We start from the raw sequence: 19,382 nt of genomic DNA on the forward strand, positions 1-19,382 counted from the left end.
CGATTCGTCAACCTACAAGATTTTAATTTTCGACAGCTTGGTTTATATCAAGGGCAATGTTATTAACGCCGTAGTACTTCTTCCTAGTTCCGATGTAAATTCTAATTTCCCATTGTGTTCCTGAATTATCTTGTAGGTGATGGATAATCCCAGACCGGATCCCTCCCCGGGATCCTTGGTTGTGAAGAATGGGTCGGTAATTTTATCGAGATTATCGTTGTTTATTCCTTCCCCCGTGTCAAATATTTTAATGATTAAAGACTGCTCCAGGATATTTGTGGTAATGGTTATAATGCCCTTGCCTTTAATTGCCTGGCACGAATTGGTAAGTATATTGATAAATACTTGATGCAGTTTTCCTACATTACCCAAAACTGTTGATGATTCAGCATCGTAGTTTTTAACCAATTTAATACGGGTTTTTAATAGGTGCTTGATCATTAAAATACTGTTATCTATTATAGAGTGCAGGTCGCATTTTTCGTCAAAAGTGTTTTTGGTTCGGCTAAACTGGTTCAGTCCAGCCACAATATCCGCCGCCCTGTCAACGCCTATTTTAATGCTATCCATAAGTAACTGAACCTCTTCATCCTCAATTTCGTGTTCCCGAAAATAAAAATCAAGTCCTGTATAGCCACCCAGAATATAGTTCAACGGATTGTTTATTTCATGCGCTACGCCAGCAGTTAGAATTCCCAACGAAGCCATTTTTTCCTGCTGAACCAGGGTCGACTGGGTATCTTTTAATTTATCGATGGTTTCTTCTAGTTCGTGCGTTCGTTTTTTAACCATCGTTTCCAATTTGGTATTTTTCAGGGTCAGGTTACGATTGTACAATTTTGCGATAAGTGCTATTAAAAAAATACTTAGCAAGCAGTACAGAATATAGGCCCATTTGGTTTGATACCAGGCCGGTTTAACCAAAAACGAATAGGTGCTAATTTCACTAACCGTTCCGTAAACATTTTTAGCCTTCACTTTAAATTTTAACTTGCCATGCGGAATATTCGTGTATACGGCCGAAGCTGTCGGGGACCAAGGACTCCAATCTTTATCGAACCCCTCAATCATGTAGCTATATTGGTTTTTCTCGGAAGATTCGAGGAAATTGGCGCTGAAATTAATTCTCAAGCTGTTAAACCTATTTTCCAGAGTAGGTATGAATTCTTCGGTTTGGTTATTTATCACTTTTTTTCCTGTTGGGTTAAGAAAGGCTCCGTCAAACAGGATGGAGTCGTTGGTGGAGATAATTACCTTTCGAATAAGTACATTAAAAGGACGTGCATAGTCTTTTTTATTTTGGCTGTCAAAAGTACAAAAGGACTCGAACTGACCTAAGTTAATATACCTGTTATTTTCTACGGAAACAGAGCTTATTTGGCCTAACTTTAAAAATGGCTTAAAATTAAACTGAGCATTGCTGTCTTGTACCGTTAGTATTCCTGTTTTGTCTCCCGATATAAAATAAGAAATACTGTCAATCTGTTCTATCATACGAACGGCACACGAATCTTCGGTAAATGTTTTGCCCCAATATTTGTCATGCGTAAACCGGGTTAGCGAATCAGGGCTACCAGCCGGCGGTAATACGGCTTTATATATTCCTTTCGGAGTACTAATGTTAATTTTGTGATTAAATTTAGTTACCAAAGATTCCAGAAGTATGTTGGGCAAGCCATTTTTTTCAGAGAAATGCGAGATATGATATGATTTTAAGTCCTTGCTCATGAATCTTATCAAAAATATTCCTTCGTTTAAGGAGGCTAACCATAAGTTTCCATCGTTATCGAAAGCCATGGATCTTATCTGACTGATATTGTTGTCTTCAATACTAAGGGTATCGGTCAAAACTAAGTCTTTGTTTACCCCTGTCTCTTTAAATGTACAAATCACCACAGCGTTGTTCTGTCCAAGAGCTATTTTGTTAGGGTATTGTTTATCATGGGCAGCACAAAACACCCTAGTTAGCCCCTGATAGAAAGTTTTTGATTTATCGTTGACAATTTCTTCAACACCATACCAATTGCATAACAGTAAATGTCCGTTTACATCAATAATTTGATTGGGTGCGAACGGTTTTGCAATACTCTTAACAACATGATTGTCGTTTGATAATTTCAACTGATACGGCGGTAAATAATAAAATTTAATATCTGTTCCAATGTATTGGGTTCCGTTATGAAACTTAGAACAAACAACGTTAGCTTCGAGACCTTGCTTTTTGTAATAAAAATTAGCCGGATAACTAATGTCTATACGGGAAATGCCTTTCCTGGAAGTGGACCACAGGTTTTTTTCTGAATCAAGAAAAACACTAGAGACCAGGTCGGTGCTGAGTCCACGATTTGAATTTATCAGCTCAACAATTTCTCCCTGTTTATTAATAATAATAACGCCCCCACTGGACGTACCTATGGCAATCGTACCGTTTTCCAGGTCTGCAGTGCTAAACTGATAGTTTTCGGCCAAATATTTTCTGGTAGCTTCGGGGATATGATGGTTCGTTAGGGTTTGTTTATTTAGGTTATATTTATAAAAGTGGTTTGTTTTACTAAATGAAATCAATAATTCAGTATCAGAAAATGAGTTTATAAAAAAATATCCTTGTTCGATAGTACTGAGTTCTTCACAATTTTTTAATAACACTATTTGGTTGCCATCAATTCTTGCTAAGCCGTTTGTCCTGTCCTTAATAAAAATATCGCCGTTAATTAAATAAGCACAGGGTAGTTGAAGATTAACAGGTATTACCTCAATAGTATTATTTATATATCTGAATATCCTTTTTCGAGAGAAGAAATAAACGCCCTGTTCCGAGGTGTATATCCTCCAAATGCTCTGGAAATAAGGTGCATCGTTAGGAACCAGGTGGGTCAGAGAATGATATTTTAATGTACCGATTTGATTCGGTTTAAAAAAACCAAAATCATTATTGCCTCCAATAAAAACAGTACCCAACGAATCAACAGCCAACGATCTGACAATAGAATGTTTGGGCATTGGATAATGCCTCCAGTTTGTTCCGTCAAATTCAAACAAACCCTCTGTACCGCCAAAGTACATGATTCCTCTTTGATCCTGGTCTATATCCCACAGTTGGGAATATGAATTATTGACGCTAGGATTATAGTTCTGCAAATAAGGTGATCCGTGATAATCTATGGCTTGTGATTGTATTGATATAGGGGTCAACGACAAAACCAATAACAATAATAGTTTTAATTTAACGCTCATTCCGGGTATTTGAGGACCAACTTGGAGCGATTTGATAAACTGAAAGTTGGTGTACTTGTTCATTTTTGCGAAAGATAATAAATTATTGAAGTAATGACCATCATTATTTAATCTGGCATTATCCACAATTAATTATATCTTCCAATATCTTGTTGGTTCTTGCAGCAGTAATACCGGTACTGACACAAGGTTTTCCTGCATTCAGGTGTTCCGTAACTTGCTTAATCAGGTTGTATTGAATGTTTTCCGGATTCAGATAGGGAAACTCCAAGGTTCCACTATGCGTATGTAATTGAATAGCTCGGTGTCCAAAACAGCTAAAAATGACCGTACCTTCTGTCCCAATTATTTCTATAGTATCCCTTTGGGCTTCATCTGTGGTCACAAAACTCCAGAGGCCGTTACCGACTAGCCCGTCCGTGAATTTAAAGCAGGCAGTTACCGTATCTTCAACCTGATACCAGGAGTTATTATTGGACGAAAATCCTTTAGCTTCAACTATGGGGCCAAATAAAAAGTCCAAAAAATCGAGTTGATGAGATGCCAGGTCGTAAAAAATACCTCCACCTGCAACAGACTTTTCTACCCTCCAGGCTTTGTTCTTTTCATCTTCGTTGGCTGGACGCGTCAAACGAATGTTCACCGCAAGAGGTTTGCCAATGGTATTATTGTCAACCAGTTCTTTTACTTTCAAAAAGCCTGGCAGTGTTCGCCTGTAGTAGGCCACAAACAACGGAACTCCTGTTTCTTTTGATACACGATTCATTTCCTGGCATTCCTGGTATGATGTGGCCATAGGTTTTTCAACATACACCGGTTTTCCTGCTTTCATGGCACAGATGGCATAATAGGCATGTGTAGATGGTGGTGTGGCAACATATATGGCATCAACGTTAGGAGACGATATCAGCTGAGCGGCATCGTTATAATAATATGGAACATCGTGCCTTTGTGCATAGTCCTTGGCTTTTAATAAGTTGCGCCTCATAACTGCCATTAGCTTAGAATTATCGATCTTGTTGAAAGCAGGACCACTTTTTTTCTCTGTAACATCCCCGCAACCTATGATACCCCAATTAATTATTTTTGTCATGGAAAATTTGTTTTTAAAATAAAAGCAAATGTTATACTTTTGCCCGATAACAATAATCAAATATATCGAATTTTGGAGCAGGTTAAAGGCGAAAAAAGAAATATAATTCAGGAAAAATGTTTCTACGATATAATAGGAGATGTTCATGGTAATGCCAACGAACTGGAAGAGCTGCTCTTAAAGCTGGGATATACCAAAATGTATGGCGTTTGGCGTCATGCCCACCGCAAGGCTATATTTGTGGGCGATTTTATAAACAGGGGACCAGATTCACGCAGAGTTCTGGAAACTGTGCGGGGAATGGTTAGCTATGGATTTGCACATGCTATATTAGGGAATCATGAGCTTTATGCGATCTATCATCTTACTAAAAACAAAGAGGGGAAACCCTTCAAAAAACTTTCCTACTCAAATAAAAAACTGGTCGAACAAGTAAGGCAAGAGTTTTACGGCGAAGAGAAACTCCTGAAAGGTTATGTGAAATGGTTAAGGACCTTGCCCATTCATCTCGATTTCGGGGATATTAAAGTGGTGCATGCTTATTGGAACGATGAATATGCCAACATAATCGAAGATTACAGGGAAGATGGCCGCTTTCGAAAAACAACTTTAGAATATATGGTGGATACCGGTCATGTGTTAGGAAATGCAGTTGCAAAATCCACCAAAGGAATTGAGTTTAACTTACCGAATGATTTAATTATCAAGGATTCAAACAACAACAGAAGAAACAATTTCAGAATTAAGTGGTGGGAGGAAGCGGACAACAAAACCTTTTATGAGCTGAGCTACGGTAATAAGTTCCGATTGCCCGATTATACGATTCCAAAACAATTGCTCTTTCCGTATAAACATTATTCCGAGGATGAATCAATTGTGTTTTTTGGTCATTACTGTATGGACAAAGAAAACATGTCACCCAAGAAAAATGTTTGTTGCGTTGATTCCTGCATTGCTAGCGGAGGAGTTCTGGCGGCCTACAGGTGGAAAGGAGAAACCGAGGTGAACATGGAGAATATGGTTTTCGTGGAAAAAGAACTTGGCTTATTGCAAGGACTCTTTGCAAATAAAAGGTAATACTGGAAAAGATAATACCGGGCAGCAAAAATGAACCGTCATGTTATTTTACCGAAAGTGTGGTACGGTTTTAGTTGAATCCCTTAAACTTATTATATTTGTCCGATTAACCTGGGCAAGCCAATAACTTGTTTGTTTTTGGCTTGCCCAGGTTAGTATATGATACTTATTACCGTACAGTTATTTTTTATGAGAAAGATCTTTTATTCCCTTCATATACTCTTTTTGCTTGTCGTCTCGGCCAATAGCCATGCACAAATAGATACAGACAGGGTGCTGATTATTGGCAGGAATTCGTTGTATTACGAAGACTATGTGTTGGCTATTTCCTACTTCAACAAGGTAATACGCGTAAAACCCTACTTGGCCGATCCATACTATTTTAGAGCGTATGCCAAGTTTAGTCTGGACGATCTAAAAGGAGCCGAAAAAGATATGGACAAGGCGATCGGGATCAATCCGTTTCATGCTAGTTATTATAGGTTCAGGGGCGATATACGAAGCAAATTCGGATCCTATCAAAAAGCACTGGAAGATTATGGCAAGGGACTGGAACTCAGTCCGCAGGACGAAGGAATTTATTTTAACAGAGGTTTGGTATATATGAATACCAAAGATTACCAAAAAAGTATCGACGATTTTACTTCAGTGTTAAAAATCGATATTGCACAGTACGGTGCCTATATAAACAGGGCCATATCCAAGCTTAATTTAAAGGATACCATCGGAGCTGTTCGGGATATGGACGAAGCAATTCAAGTAAATCCCTTAGTGGCAGATGCATATCGCTTTAGTGCATTTATTTACTATGATATCAATGATTTTGAGAAAGCGATTGCCCGTATCGACGAAGCGATTAAATTGGATAGGCACGAGCCATCTTATTACATGATGCGGGGTGTAATCCGTTATCAGATGGATAATCTGGAAGGCACCATGCAGGACTTTGATAAGGTGATCGAGTTGGAGCCTAAAAATGCCATGGCTTATGCCAACCGGGGAATATTAAAGGTTGAAATAGGGGATGTGAACAATGCTATCGATGATTTTTCCAGAGTATTGGCTTTAAACCCTGACGATATGCTAACGCTCTTCAACAGGTCTTTACTTTATATCCGGGTTGGACAATTCCGTGATGCCATATCTGATTTAAACCTTATTATAGATCGTTATCCGGAATATCCCGATGCATACATGGCAAGAGCACAGGCATATAGCGGCATAAACAACAGTTCTGCGGCAGGTAAAGATTACAATATGGCTTACAAGCTGGAGCAGGATAGCCGTAAAAAAGCGGAAAGAAATACAGCTGCCAATAATGCAAAACCCAAAGAAACACGAAGCGAGAAAGATGACGATATCAGTAATCACGACAAGATAGCAGTATTAGACGATTTCGGCATTGAGGAAAGCGAAGTGGAGGAAATTGAGAATCTAAGGGGTAAGATTCAAAACCGCAATATCATCATCGATCTTGAAACGGTTTACGGATTGACTTTCTTTTCGGTAGACTCTTTAATCAATAGAACGAGATATTTTAAACCTGAGGTGACACAATTCAACCAGCGAAAGAAGTTTGGCAGACCACTTATATTCTCCAATAGAGAGGCGGAAACCGATGACAACAAAGCATTGGAGTACTTTACTAACATTAAGCAAATAGGAAATGAGCTTGAAAAAACACCTGAAAATAACGACCTGCGTTTTATCAGGGGAATTTTGTACGGCGTTGTGCTGAATTACACAAGTGCCATAGCGGAATACGATTATATTATAGAAAACACCGGCGGGAACAACTTAAACTTATTACCATATTTTAACAGAGCTTACATACGCTATAAGATGGTTGAAATGATGAAGACTTTTAAGGAGGAAGAACTTCCCGTGAATTTGTTATCAAAAAATACGGCTGCCGGATTTAAAAAGGATGACGTAGTAAAAGACGATGGTGTAGTGAAGCAAATGCTCGACTATCAGTTGATTGAAAGCGACTTGAGAAAAGTTCTTGAAATAGATCCTAAATTTGAATTTGCTTATTATAACCTGGGTATTTTGCAATGTATACGAAAAGACTATGAAGGTGCCATTATTAATTTTAATAAGGCAATTGAGCTCAATCCATTTTTCGCCGAAGCTTATTTTAATCGAGGTCTTACCCAAATTTATCTGAAAAACGATGAACAAGGAACCCTGGACCTAAGTAAAGCAGGAGAACTTGGTTTATACAAAGCCTATAACGTAATTAAACGGTACGGTATGCAACGCGTATTAAAGGACACGGAAGTAAATAAAGAGGAGAAACATTAGTAAATGGAGGAGTGGCTCGAACATATCGATACAGACAATAACGAATTTCAGGATGCCCTAAAACTTGTTCAATATACAAACCGGTCCGTTTTTTTAACGGGGAAAGCCGGTACAGGAAAAAGTACGTTTTTAAAATATATTTGTACCCAAACACACAAAAAACATGTGGTCGTGGCACCAACCGGTATCGCAGCCATAAATGCAGGGGGTCAAACCATGCACTCCTTCTTTAAAATTCCGTTCCGACCAATTTTACCCGACGATCCTGATTTAAGTACAAAAGACGGCCGTATTTACGATTTCTTAAAATATCGGAAAAATCACCAAAAGCTTATTAAAGAAATGGAGCTGTTGATTATCGACGAGGTTTCCATGCTTCGCGTGGATATTCTTGACTTTATCGATCGTGTACTGAGAGTTTTTTCAGGCAATATGCAAGTGCCTTTCGGAGGGAAACAGCTTTTGATGGTGGGCGATGTGTTTCAGCTGGAACCGGTAGTAAAAAGAGAAGAATGGGCCATTTTAAAGAGGTTCTACCAAACGCCATTCTTTTTTTCGGCCAGGGCGTTTCGTAACCTGCCCTTGGTACAAATAGAGCTTAAAAAGGTATATCGTCAGAGTAACCCGGAGTTTGTGAATTTACTGGATAGAGTCCGGGTCAATGCCGTTAAGCAAGATGATATCAAAACCATCAACCAGCGCTTTCAGCCTACCTACAACGCTCCGTTGGATGAGCTTTTTATTACCCTGGCTACGCGCAGGGATACCGTGGATTATATTAACGACCATAAACTGGAGGAATTGGAAGAGGAAGAAATCACTTTTGAAGGTTATATTTCAGGTGAATTTCCCGAATCGGCTTTGCCCACCCCACGGCAGCTAATATTAAAGGAAAACGCCCAGGTTATGTTTATTAAAAATGATTCCCCTGATCGCAGATGGTTTAACGGTAGCCTTGGGCGGATAGATGAAATCAATGAGGAAGGTATATATGTCCGGCTGGAGAATGAGGAGATCCACCTCGTTGAGAAAGAAGTATGGCGGAATGTTCGATATAAATACGACGAAAAAAACAACCGAATCATTGAAGAAGAAATAGGATCGTATCAACAATATCCGGTAAAACTGGCGTGGGCTATTACGGTTCACAAGAGCCAGGGTTTAACATTTGATAAAGTGATGATCGATTTCACCGGTGGCGCTTTTGCAGGAGGTCAACTGTATGTCGCACTGAGTCGTTGCCGCTCTTTGCAGGGAATCATCATGAAATCGCAGATCACCCCCCGTGATGTCATCGTAAAAAGGGAGTGTGTCGATTTTTCGAGAAAGAGCAACAACAAACTTCAAATAAAAGAAAGTCTCGATTCTGCCCGGGCCGACGACGGTTACAAAAAAGCCTTAACAGCCTTTCGGAAAAAAGATTTCAGGACTTCCATGGAGGAATTAGGGCAGGCGGTAGCTAAAAGAAACGATCTGACCAAGCCTGTCGTACTTCGTTTTATTTCCCGTCAGTTGAATGTGATTCAAAAATTAAGCAAGAAGGTAAAACAACTGGAAAGCAGAGAAAAAAGACGAAACAAACAGCTTGCAGAGTTTGCCCGGGAATATTTTTTGATGGCCAACGAGTGTTTGGTGAAAGCCAACGACAAAAGTGCTGCAATAGCCAATTTAAACAAAGCCATAGTGTTAAACCCGGATTTCTTTGAGGCCATATTCAAAAGAGCGGGACTGAAAGTAGAGATCAACGATTTGGATGGGGCAGAGGCCGATTATTCCTTAGCTCGAAAAATAAAACCACGTACCTTTAAAGTCTATTATAATAGAGGTCGGACACGTATTTTGCTACGCAACCTAAATGGTGCATACAATGATTTAAAACAAGCTGTTAAGCTGAAGGAAGATCATGCGGATTCTTATTATTATTTGGCCCAGGTATGCGATAAATTGGGTGAGAAGGATGAAGCGGAACGATTCAGGAATATATCAGGCAACCTTGGATTTGAAGATGAAGGTTAGTCAGCAGTCGTCAGTGAACAGTCAATAGTCGGATTATCCAACATGAATGACAAACGGTTGTACTGCTGACTGTAAACTGAAACATTATTTCATTTGCGTTTTAATATATTCTGCTACCTGGGTATGTCCCTTCGAGTTCGCAAAATCCAAGGAAGACTCACCGTCGACGTCTACCATTTTTAAATCAGCACCATGGGCAACCAAAGTTTTAACCACCTCAAGCTGACCTTCTGCTGCGGCCATCATTACGGCGGTCCAATTCTCCTCATTATCCATCAAGTTGGGTTGGGCACCATTTTGCAATAAGGCCAGTACGGTGGGTGCAAATGGGCCAGTGGATGCATACATTAATGCGGTCCTGTTAATATTGTCCATTAAGTTGACATCGGCGCCATGATTTATCAATAACAAAACTATTTCGGTATGTCCGTTAAAAGCAGCCATCATTAATGGCGTACGTTTGTTGACATCGGTGGAGTTGGCATCAAAACCATTTTCCAAAGCTCCTTTTATTGTCCCTATCTTGCCATCTAATGCACTTTGAATTATTAAGTCACGATCGAATATTTTTTCCGAAGCAGGGGTTGCCGTTTTTTCCGTGGTTGGTTTTTTGGTTTCTCCCTTTTTGCTTGTTGTTGAGTTACAACTGAATGCCAAAAATACGGTGAAAGTTATTGTAGTAATCAATATTAGTTTGTTCATGCTTGTTTTTGTTTCTAATGAACGCCAAAAGTAATACTTCTATATTAAAATAGGGATTTATCAATGATAAATTGTCAAAATGTTTAGCCATCTTATTTGTTGCTATTGCTTTATCTGGTTGAACAGGCTACAATTCTTGATTAATGCCTTGGAAAATTAGACTAAATCTATCACTAAATATGAAAACGCACGTACAATCAATATCTAATTTTAATTAAATTAATTCCAGCTAATATGAATGAGTTGATTCTTTTTACTGTGATTGTATCTTCAATGTTGCCCATTGGATATTTGGGACTAAAGATTGTTTTTAAAAAATCAATTATTTTTTCGCTTTCCTGGTTAAATCTGATCATTGTTTATTTTTCATCACTCATTTATTTTACGGTTGGAAGATTGGGATTGATTCATTTGGTTTGGGCTATTCCTGTTGCCTGTATGATAACAGGTGGGTTTTATTTGCGAATAAAAGCAAAAGTCCAAAAACCTTTATTGGATACCATAAGTCATCTGAATAAAATTGCCGAAGGCGATTTGCAAATCGAAAATGTAAAAGGGATTGAACATCAGGACAATGAATTAGGTATGATTACGAATAACATTCAAAAGTTGGTATTTGTGCTGAGACACTTGGTAAAAGAGATGAACAAGGGTTCCCGAAAATTATCGAAATCAAGTTCTTTACTGGCCAATAATATCCATAATTTGGCCAGGGATTCCGCTCAGCAAGCCAACTCAAGCGAATATATAGCCAATACAATGGAATCTATAGCTAAAAGTGTGGGGGAGAATACAAGTTATGCACGGGAGAGCAATGAACTGTCCCAGGAAAATATGGCTAGCTTGAGAGAGCTTTTTGAAATATCCGCTAAAATTACGGGTATGGTAGAAGCCATATCAAGTGGGACAAAAGAAATAGATGACATTGCCAAGGGAACCAATATATTGGCCTTAAATGCGGCTATAGAGGCGGCTAAGTCAGGTGCTGCAGGTAAAGGGTTTACCGTGGTTGCCCATGAAATCAGGAAACTGGCCGAGCGAAGTAAAGATACGGTTTCGCAAATCACAAAGCTTTCTATAGATAGCAAAAAGCTGGTAGAGAGATCGTCGGGTTTGTTTGATCATATGTTGCCCCAGATCGAAAAAACATCGGAGATGGTCGCGGAAATATCAAACGCAAGTGTAAAACAGCAAGTGAGCGTGGAACAGGTTAATTCTTCTATAAAAGAACTCCATGAAATAGCGCAAAATAACGTGGAAGCTTCGGAAGAAATTGCATTTACCTCGGAGCAGTTAAAAGATTTGTCTGATAGCCTGAAAGATTCGCTTCACTTCTTCAAAACATCCAATCCTGCCGCAAAAGAACGTATGGAAAATGTCAAAATGGCTAAGGAAAAACAAAAAATGAAGAACAATATCCTCGAAAAGAAACAGTCTGCGTAACATATCCTGTCTGATAATCTAACGATTCATCAGTATTCTTTGCAGAACAAACAGTATTCAATACTGTTAGTTAATACACGTGCAATAACATTTCAATAAGCAATTATTATGGTTTGTCATAAAATTGATGGCTAGTTGTGGTTGTATTATTTAAAATTGTATTGAAATTGTAGGAAATGGATAAAAATGGAGAAGCAAATATAAACAAAGTGGTGAATTGTAATTTCTGTTCGCTGCCTTTCGAAAAATCTCTGAGTTTTGAATATCTTATTCAGGAAATAGAAAAAATCAGCAGACATAAAGAATTTTTACTAAGTGAATCTGCCTTCAGAATGCTCGAAAAGCTGGAGGACGTACCGGAATTGAAAAAAAAGATTACAGATTTAACCATCCTCGACAAACACGAAGGTTTGGTTAAGCAGTTGATGATGTTTGTTTTTAACCCGCTGAATTGTAACGAGGAAATAACGGCAGCTTTTATACCATTCGAAAAAAAGCCGTTTTACAGTTCCCAAAAATATAAGGATACCATTGGCGGGGGGAATAAAAAAATCGAAATCATCGGTAAAGAAGTTGAAGACAAAGACCTGGTCTCTTTTATTTATCAGGCCTATTTTATCATACTGGATAAGGTATACAACTTTAAACTGCCGATTGACATTCCGTTTACTTTTAAGCTGTTAGACCACCAAAACGAATCGGTTAAATACTACAACAAAAACATGGACATAAGTTACATGAATGTAAAACCGATTGGCAAACTCAAAAAGTTGAAGCACTCGGAAATTATGGCTCTTTTTGACAGAGACCATGATTTGGATTATTGGAACCAGGTGATACCTTTGGATAATTTTGAGATTACGGGATTTATGCGCTTCAAATACAATAATATCACGCGTGAACATGTAATTTCGGAACTCAAATCGGATCTGCTGAACAAAAATACCATTCTTTCTTATGATGGATACCACCGTATACAGGAAAAAATCCGATCGTTAATGGACAATCCGTTGGTCAGGTTCGGATTGGCGTCTATGTCGGAAACCAATAATCACGAGGAGCATAAAAATTTTCTGTGGAAGCCTATTATCCCTCATGATGACTTTAAGCACAAGGATTATGAGGGATCGATGTATGAACAAGCCTATATCGAACGCAGAATTATTCTAACCAGTGACCTCAAAGAGGTTAAGCAGACCAGGCTCACAAAAACTTTATTGGATAACGGAATTAGCAGTTACGCAGTAGTTCCCTTGGTTATAGAAAAAAAAGTGGTGGGAATGCTGGAGTTTGGTTGTGCCTTGCCAGGTGCTTTAAGCATGATACAGTTAAAAATGCTGTATGATCTGTTTCCTGTTTTTGCGCTGGCTATTCAGCGTTCGCAAGAAGAATGGGACGATAAGGTACGGGCTTTTATACAGGAAGAGTTTACGGCCATTCATCCAACGGTCGAATGGCGTTTTAGGGAAGCAGCCTCGAAAATATTAAACAGTACCGACGGGAATACAAGTGTTGATCCTATCCTGTTTTCGGATATTGTACCCATATTTGGTGCTTCGGATATCCGGGGATCCTCCCTTGAACGTAACAATGCCATACAGGCCGATTTGAGCGAACAGCTGGAATGGGCATATGATGTGTTGCAAATAGAGAAACAGGTGCGCGAAATTCCTTTGCTGAGTGACATCAGTTATAAAATACGCACCCATCTCAAAACCATCCGGCAAGGACTAAAAGCAGGCGATGAAGTTAGTATCGTAGAGTTTCTGAAACATGAAATAGATCCATTCCTGTTGCTAATCAAAGAACGTGATCCGGAATTGACAGGGCCTATCGACAAATATTTTAATATGCTCGACCCGGAGCTGGGTGTTCTCTACAAAAAACGAAAGGCTTTTGAAGACAGCTTAACACTGATCAACGACAACGTAACCGAGATTATCGATAAGGAACAGGAAAAAGCACAGGATGTGTTTCCGCATTATTTCGAAAAATACCGTACCGACGGTGTCGAGTATAACGGTTACCTGGGCCAGTCGTTGGTTAAAAACCTTACATACAACGACATGTATCTTAAGAATATCCGTTTGTGGCAGTTGTTGGTTAAGGTGAAGATAGCGAGGCGTATACGCGAAATACAGCCTGAATTGAAAATCAAATTGGATATCACACAACTGGTATTGGTACATTCAAACCCGTTAAGTATAGCCTTTAGGCAAGACGAGAAAAAGTTTGACGTGGCCGGTGCCTACAATATCCGATATGAGATAATCAAAAAACGTATCGATAAGGCTATGGTTAAGGGTAGCAACGAAAGGTTGACTCAAGTGGGAAAAATAGCTATTATATATTCGCATGCCGATGAAATCGCCGAATATAAGAGATATATAGAATATATGATGGCGCAAGGTTACCTGAAAGGCGTAGTTGAAGAATTGGAACTTGAAGACCTTAAAGGAGCATCAGGCCTAAGAGCTTTAAGGGTAGAAGTGAATTTTAATCCAGCGCAAAGCTGTAAAATTGACCAGAAAGTACTGGAAAAAGCTGTGGAATAACCTTGTTGTGCATGATACTATGGTCAATCAATGCTGTTGAAAAATAGTACACGCGTTTATTGAAATTGGAGAATGGGAGGCTTTGGATTCTGTAAAAAAATTGCTTAATTCACTATTGAACAACGAAACTTAATATGAAATATATCGACCGTGACCTGAGTTGGTTATCTTTTAATGCCCGTATCCTTCAGGAAGTGGAAAACAAAAACGTGCCTTTAATGGAAAGGTTAAAATTTGTGGCCATTTATTCCTCAAACCTTGAGGAGTTTTATAAAGTGAGGGTGGCGGGACACAGATTTGAACAAAAATACAAAGGGGATAAAAAAAACAAGTTTGGCTTTCGCCCTTCTTATGTGCTTCAGCAAATTAATAGTATTGTTAGTAAACAGCAAGAGTATTTGGGGCAGTTGTTTTATACCGAAATTATCCCGGCTATGGCGGCAGAGGGGATCCACTTTCTACACAAATATTTAGGAGCAAGGGACAAGGAACTGGTTTCAGAATACTATGATGAACATCTAAAGGGTAATTTTACCCTGAAGAATATTACAGATGAAAAAAGTGTAGACTTGACCCACCAAACCGTATATCTGTATTTCATTTCAACAAAAGGTAAGTATATTTTAGAACTGGACTACGATCGGTGGGGTAGGTTTGTCACTATTTCTAGGGATGGTAACGAGACACGGATTATTCAACTCGATGATATTTTCAGGTATAATGTGGCGAAATATCTGTGTGACGAAACTGAAGTATATGCCGTTAAGATATCCAGGGATGCCGAATTATACATTGATGAAGAACAGGAAGACAACATTGTACGTAAAATAAAACGGAGCCTTAAAAAAAGGGAAACAGGTCTTCCCAGTCGCCTGCTGTTTAACGAAGACATTCCTTTTAAGCACATTGACTATCTAAGAAAAAAGATCGATGTGGATATGACGGGTCTGTTGCCAGGAGGGAGGTATCACAATTATTACGATTTCTTTAAATTCCCATTTTTCACCAACAAGCCGCACCTTTACAATGAGGATTATCAAACGATACCTTGTGAGAAACTAGAACAAGCAAGGGACTGTTTTGAAGAGATTCGGAATGGGAATGTTTTTTTGAGCTATCCATATCAGGAATTTTCGTATGTTTCACGGGTGTTACACACGGCAGCGTACGACCGCGATGTGGAAGAAATAAACATCACGCTTTATCGTGTAAACAAGACTTCTGAAATTTGTAGGGCAGCAGAAATCGCGGCGCAACAAGGCAAACGAGTGTTCGTATTAACCGAAGTGTTGGCACGTTTTGATGAAGAGTCAAACATATACTGGGGAGAAAGACTGGAAAAAGCCGGGGCAACAGTTAAATATGGCGTGAAAGATTTAAAAGTTCATGCCAAGATATTTACCATTAAACGAAAAGAAAAAGATTCAACGATAACATATGCCTACCTGGGTACCGGTAATTTAAACGAAAAAACGGCCAGAATATATGGAGACCATGGATTGCTGACCACGGATAAAAGGTATACCAAGGATCTGGACGAAGTATTTTCTTATTTAAAGAATGAGAAATACAAACCGGAATTTGAGCATTTGCTGGTCGCTCCATTTGTTTTGCGCAAAGGCGTTTACCAGTTAATAGATGAAGAAATAGTTTGGGCGAAATCAGGTAAGAAGGCTGAAATGCTGATAAAGCTAAACAGCCTCGAAGATCCTAAGATGATTGATAAACTGAGAGAGGCTGCCGATGAAGGGGTAACTATTAATATGGTGGTCAGGGGGATTTGTTGCTATTATCCTTTAACAGAAAAGCAACAAAACAATATTAAAATCGTTAGTGTAATTGACCAATTTCTTGAACATACCAGAATCTATCATTTTAACCATGGTGGATCACCCGTAACGTATTTGGCTTCGGCCGATTGGATGACAAGGAATCTTTCCGGCAGGATTGAGGTAGCATTTCCAGTCTTTGACGACCGAACGCAACAATTCCTGGTTGATGAGATAAACTGTCAACTATCCGATTCCTTGAAAGGGCGATATGTTACGCAAGATGGTGAAAACGCATACGTGGAGGGTAACAATGATAAGCCATCACAACAAATCATGTTCGATTTAGTTAAAAATACATGTAAGATATTAGTATAAAACAATGGTAGAAACGACTTACAGCACATTGGTTAACGAATGCATAGTGATTGCATCTGACGAAATAACAGCTAACCAAAACGGAAAATTGTATCATCATAACCTGGAACATACATTAAATGTGCTTGAAGTTGTGACATTTTTTGCTGAGAACATACCCGAAATATCAGAAAAAGAAAAGGAGCTGTTGCAAATTGCCGCTCTTTTTCATGATGTTTGTTTTTGTAAAGGTGTGGTTGGGCATGAAAAAAATTCTGCCGCATTTGCCCGAAGAATTCTGAAATCAAAAAATATGAACCATATTGATATTCTTACTGTTGAGCGTATCATCATGTCAACCAAACTTGGCTATAAACCAACAGATCTTTTGGAAAAGACCATAAAAGATGCGGATATAGCACACATTGGTAAAAAAGATTATTTTAGGAACCCATTTATAAAACTATATAAGGAAATTAACAGTTTTAAGAAAAAAACGCCTCAAGAATGGATTAACGATTGTATTGTGTTTTTTGAAGAGCACCCGTTTTACACCAAGTTTGCACAGGAAAACCTAAACCCGCAAAAGGAAAAAAATAAAGAAAAACTTAAAGCTCTATCGGAAATGGAAATAAACTCAGAGGAAGAATTAATAGAACAAACAGCAAAGAAAAAGGATAAGAAAAAGAAGAAAAAAGTTGGAGGTGTCGCCGGAAAAACCGAAAAACCAGACAAGGGTATCGAAACAATGTTCAGGGTAAACCTAAGAAATCATGTGAATTTAAGCAGGATTGCCGATGACAAAGCCAATACCTTAATTAGTGTAAACGGTATTATTATTTCCATAGTTCTTTCAACACTTTTTCCTAAGCTGGACAATAACGAGTATTTAATTTGGCCAGCGCTAATTTTAGTTGCTTTTAGTATTGTAACCATTATTATTGCTATTATTTCAACTATACCGCGTACCACGCACGGATTCATTTCTAAAGAGGATATAAGTCATAAACGGGGTAACCTGACTTTTTTTGGCAACTTCCACCGGATGGAACTGGAGGATTTTGAATGGGGTATAGGCGAATTAATGAAGGATAGGGATTACTTGTACAACAGCATGAGTCGTGACCTTTACTTTTTAGGAAAAGTACTTAATAAAAAATATGCCTATTTAAGGTGGGGCTATATTGTTTTTGTCACGGGTCTGGTATTTTCCATCCTTTTCTTTGTAATCGGAATCATGAACTATCAACAATAATAAACCCGCAAGCTATTGTTTATTTAGCTGGCGGGTTATTCTTAATTACGCGTGTCAGTATTTTATTATCTAACCGTTAAATTTACATCTAATGTAAAATCGTCATAAATAACTTTGTCACCTAAATTATCAAAGAATGATTTGGAACCGTATCTCACATCGTATTTGGCACGGTCCACGATAAGTGTGGTTGTGTATTTGTTTCCACTTTTGGTAACTTCAAATTCGATAGGGTGAGTGTTTTCTTTAATGGTCAAATCACCTGTTACCTTGGCAACGTTATTTTTAAAGGTAGTACTGCCAGTTATTTTTAATTGGGCTGTTGGAAATTTCTCTACACCAAAAAAATCATCCGACTTTAAATGGCCAATGAGTTTTTTTCTGTACTCGTCGCTCTCAATATCCGCATTGGTAATCGTGCTCATGTCTATCAAAAAAGTTCCGGCAGTAATTTGGTTTCCTTGGACGGTAAATGAACCCTCTTTCAGTTTAATATCTCCGTTATGGGTGCCTCCTATTTTTTTTCCTTCCCATTTGATACTGGTTCTGCTGGCATCTACCTGATACGTCTGCGCAAAAGTTGAAGAGGCTACTAATAAAGCCGTAACTGCAAATAATAATTTCATTGCTTTCATAATTCTTAGTTTTTGTATTTGTTATTGTTTTAATTTTCAGATGTTAAATATAAGGTGGTGGCATTTGTGTTTTTACCCATGCGCTCATGTCTTACTTCGTATCACTTAGGGCTCTCTTCTACATGCTTCTGACCCCTTGGCTACTATTGTCAAACAATCTATTATAACTTAATAGTTCATTGGAATTTCTATTAACAACAAACTACTGTTGCTTTGGGTTTCCAATTCTATTTTTTGTATTTCAGTAATGCCGATGGCATCCCGTTTGTTAAGTGTTTCTCCTGCAATTTGGATACTACCTTCTATAACCATAAGGTATATGCCATTGTTTGGTTGATGTATCTGATAGTTCACTTTTATCCCCTTATCAAAATCACCCATGTTAAACCAGGCATCCTGATATATCCATACGCCCTGGTCATTTTTATTAGGGCTCAAGACTTGAATAAAATCATTTTTCTTTTTTAGTTTTTTCAGGTTGATTTGATCATATCTGGGTTTAACATTTTTCGTATGTGGAAACAACCAAATTTGAAATAACCTCAGCTCTTCCTCCTCACTGTTATTAAATTCACTGTGGAATATTCCTGAACCTGCGCTCATCACCTGGATTTCTCCTGCATGGATAACTGATGCATTACCCATACTGTCTTTGTGGGCAATGGATCCTGACAAAGGGATTGTAATTATTTCCATATTATCGTGCGGATGTTCCGGGAATCCCGCACCTGGCGCAACGGTGTCATCATTTAATACCCGTAAAGCACCAAAGTGAACCTTTTGAGGGTCGTAGTAATTCGCAAAGCTAAACGAATGCTTTGCATCTAACCAACCATGATTTGCATGCCCCCTCTCGTCTGATCTGTGCAGTACTGTATTCATAGCTTAATTTTTTAGTTTAACCCGCCATATTGCATTAGGAATCCTGTTACACACCTC

At 38.5% G+C, this 19,382-nt stretch carries 12 protein-coding genes; 7 read left to right on the forward strand and 5 right to left on the reverse strand.

The features are described from left to right. Positions 1-42 precede the first annotated feature (42 nt). Both ACT29I_RS16035 and ACT29I_RS16040 read right to left on the reverse strand, forming a co-directional pair. On the reverse strand, positions 43-3,297 hold the full coding sequence (locus ACT29I_RS16035) for an ATP-binding protein (RefSeq protein ID WP_444793923.1): 3,255 nt from the start codon (positions 3,295-3,297) through the stop codon (positions 43-45). 55 nt (positions 3,298-3,352) lie between these two features. Continuing rightward, a complete protein-coding gene (locus ACT29I_RS16040) occupies positions 3,353-4,327 on the reverse strand; it encodes a Gfo/Idh/MocA family protein (RefSeq protein ID WP_430932780.1) in 975 nt (324 codons plus the stop codon). Between the two features lie 72 nt (positions 4,328-4,399). Between ACT29I_RS16040 and ACT29I_RS16045 the strand changes: the two genes are divergently transcribed. The 3 genes from ACT29I_RS16045 to ACT29I_RS16055 all read left to right on the forward strand — a co-directional run bounded on the left by ACT29I_RS16045 (position 4,400) and on the right by ACT29I_RS16055 (position 9,727). Continuing rightward, the gene (locus ACT29I_RS16045) at positions 4,400-5,404 is read left to right on the forward strand and encodes a metallophosphoesterase (protein WP_430932779.1); all 1,005 of its coding nucleotides are present in this window, start codon (positions 4,400-4,402) and stop codon (positions 5,402-5,404) included. A 189-nt stretch (positions 5,405-5,593) separates the two neighbouring features. Next, positions 5,594-7,711 (forward strand): tetratricopeptide repeat protein, encoded by a 2,118-nt coding sequence (locus ACT29I_RS16050; RefSeq protein ID WP_430932778.1) that lies wholly within the window; start codon positions 5,594-5,596, stop codon positions 7,709-7,711. A gap of 3 nt (positions 7,712-7,714) precedes the next feature. Beyond that, entirely contained in the window at positions 7,715-9,727 is a 2,013-nt protein-coding gene (locus ACT29I_RS16055) for an AAA family ATPase (protein ID WP_430932777.1), read from the forward strand. Between the two features lie 84 nt (positions 9,728-9,811). Here ACT29I_RS16055 and ACT29I_RS16060 read toward each other — a convergent pair whose 3' ends face one another. Next, a complete protein-coding gene (locus tag ACT29I_RS16060) occupies positions 9,812-10,429 on the reverse strand; it encodes an ankyrin repeat domain-containing protein (RefSeq protein WP_430932776.1) in 618 nt (205 codons plus the stop codon). 234 nt (positions 10,430-10,663) lie between these two features. Between ACT29I_RS16060 and ACT29I_RS16065 the strand changes: the two genes are divergently transcribed. The 4 genes from ACT29I_RS16065 to ACT29I_RS16080 all read left to right on the forward strand — a co-directional run bounded on the left by ACT29I_RS16065 (position 10,664) and on the right by ACT29I_RS16080 (position 17,808). Next, positions 10,664-11,872, forward strand: a complete 1,209-nt coding sequence (locus ACT29I_RS16065) for a methyl-accepting chemotaxis protein (protein ID WP_444793924.1) — start codon at positions 10,664-10,666, stop codon at positions 11,870-11,872. 176 nt (positions 11,873-12,048) lie between these two features. Then, the gene (locus ACT29I_RS16070; protein WP_444793925.1) at positions 12,049-14,427 is read left to right on the forward strand and encodes a GAF domain-containing protein; all 2,379 of its coding nucleotides are present in this window, start codon (positions 12,049-12,051) and stop codon (positions 14,425-14,427) included. A gap of 134 nt (positions 14,428-14,561) precedes the next feature. Then, positions 14,562-16,574, forward strand: coding sequence for a polyphosphate kinase 1 (ppk1, locus tag ACT29I_RS16075; protein ID WP_430932772.1), 2,013 nt, complete (start codon positions 14,562-14,564; stop codon positions 16,572-16,574). Between the two features lie 4 nt (positions 16,575-16,578). Then, positions 16,579-17,808, forward strand: coding sequence for a Pycsar system effector family protein (locus tag ACT29I_RS16080; RefSeq protein ID WP_430932771.1), 1,230 nt, complete (start codon positions 16,579-16,581; stop codon positions 17,806-17,808). Between the two features lie 65 nt (positions 17,809-17,873). Here ACT29I_RS16080 and ACT29I_RS16085 read toward each other — a convergent pair whose 3' ends face one another. Beyond that, positions 17,874-18,443 carry a YceI family protein gene (locus ACT29I_RS16085; protein ID WP_430932770.1) on the reverse strand — a complete coding sequence of 190 codons (570 nt, stop codon included), beginning with the start codon at positions 18,441-18,443 and terminating at the stop codon, positions 17,874-17,876. A 168-nt stretch (positions 18,444-18,611) separates the two neighbouring features. Then, positions 18,612-19,325, reverse strand: coding sequence for a pirin family protein (locus ACT29I_RS16090; RefSeq protein ID WP_430932769.1), 714 nt, complete (start codon positions 19,323-19,325; stop codon positions 18,612-18,614). Positions 19,326-19,382 lie beyond the last annotated feature (57 nt).

It is taken from the genome of Saccharicrinis sp. GN24d3 (assembly GCF_052400645.1).
GTDB lineage: Bacteria > Bacteroidota > Bacteroidia > Bacteroidales > Marinilabiliaceae > Saccharicrinis.

Bases quoted from the DNA above. Each gene is read 5' to 3' on its own strand.
- ACT29I_RS16035 (WP_444793923.1), bottom strand. From the start codon at position 3,297: ATGAACAAGTACACCAACTTTCAGTTTATCAAATCGCTCCAAGTTGGT.
- ACT29I_RS16040 (WP_430932780.1), bottom strand. From the start codon at position 4,327: ATGACAAAAATAATTAATTGGGGTATCATAGGTTGCGGGGATGTTACA.
- ACT29I_RS16050 (WP_430932778.1), top strand. From the start codon at position 5,594: ATGAGAAAGATCTTTTATTCCCTTCATATACTCTTTTTGCTTGTCGTC.
- ACT29I_RS16055 (WP_430932777.1), top strand. From the start codon at position 7,715: ATGGAGGAGTGGCTCGAACATATCGATACAGACAATAACGAATTTCAG.
- ACT29I_RS16060 (WP_430932776.1), bottom strand. From the start codon at position 10,429: ATGAACAAACTAATATTGATTACTACAATAACTTTCACCGTATTTTTG.
- ACT29I_RS16065 (WP_444793924.1), top strand. From the start codon at position 10,664: ATGAATGAGTTGATTCTTTTTACTGTGATTGTATCTTCAATGTTGCCC.
- ACT29I_RS16070 (WP_444793925.1), top strand. From the start codon at position 12,049: ATGGATAAAAATGGAGAAGCAAATATAAACAAAGTGGTGAATTGTAAT.
- ppk1 (WP_430932772.1), top strand. From the start codon at position 14,562: ATGAAATATATCGACCGTGACCTGAGTTGGTTATCTTTTAATGCCCGT.
- ACT29I_RS16080 (WP_430932771.1), top strand. From the start codon at position 16,579: ATGGTAGAAACGACTTACAGCACATTGGTTAACGAATGCATAGTGATT.
- ACT29I_RS16085 (WP_430932770.1), bottom strand. From the start codon at position 18,443: ATGAAAGCAATGAAATTATTATTTGCAGTTACGGCTTTATTAGTAGCC.
- ACT29I_RS16090 (WP_430932769.1), bottom strand. From the start codon at position 19,325: ATGAATACAGTACTGCACAGATCAGACGAGAGGGGGCATGCAAATCAT.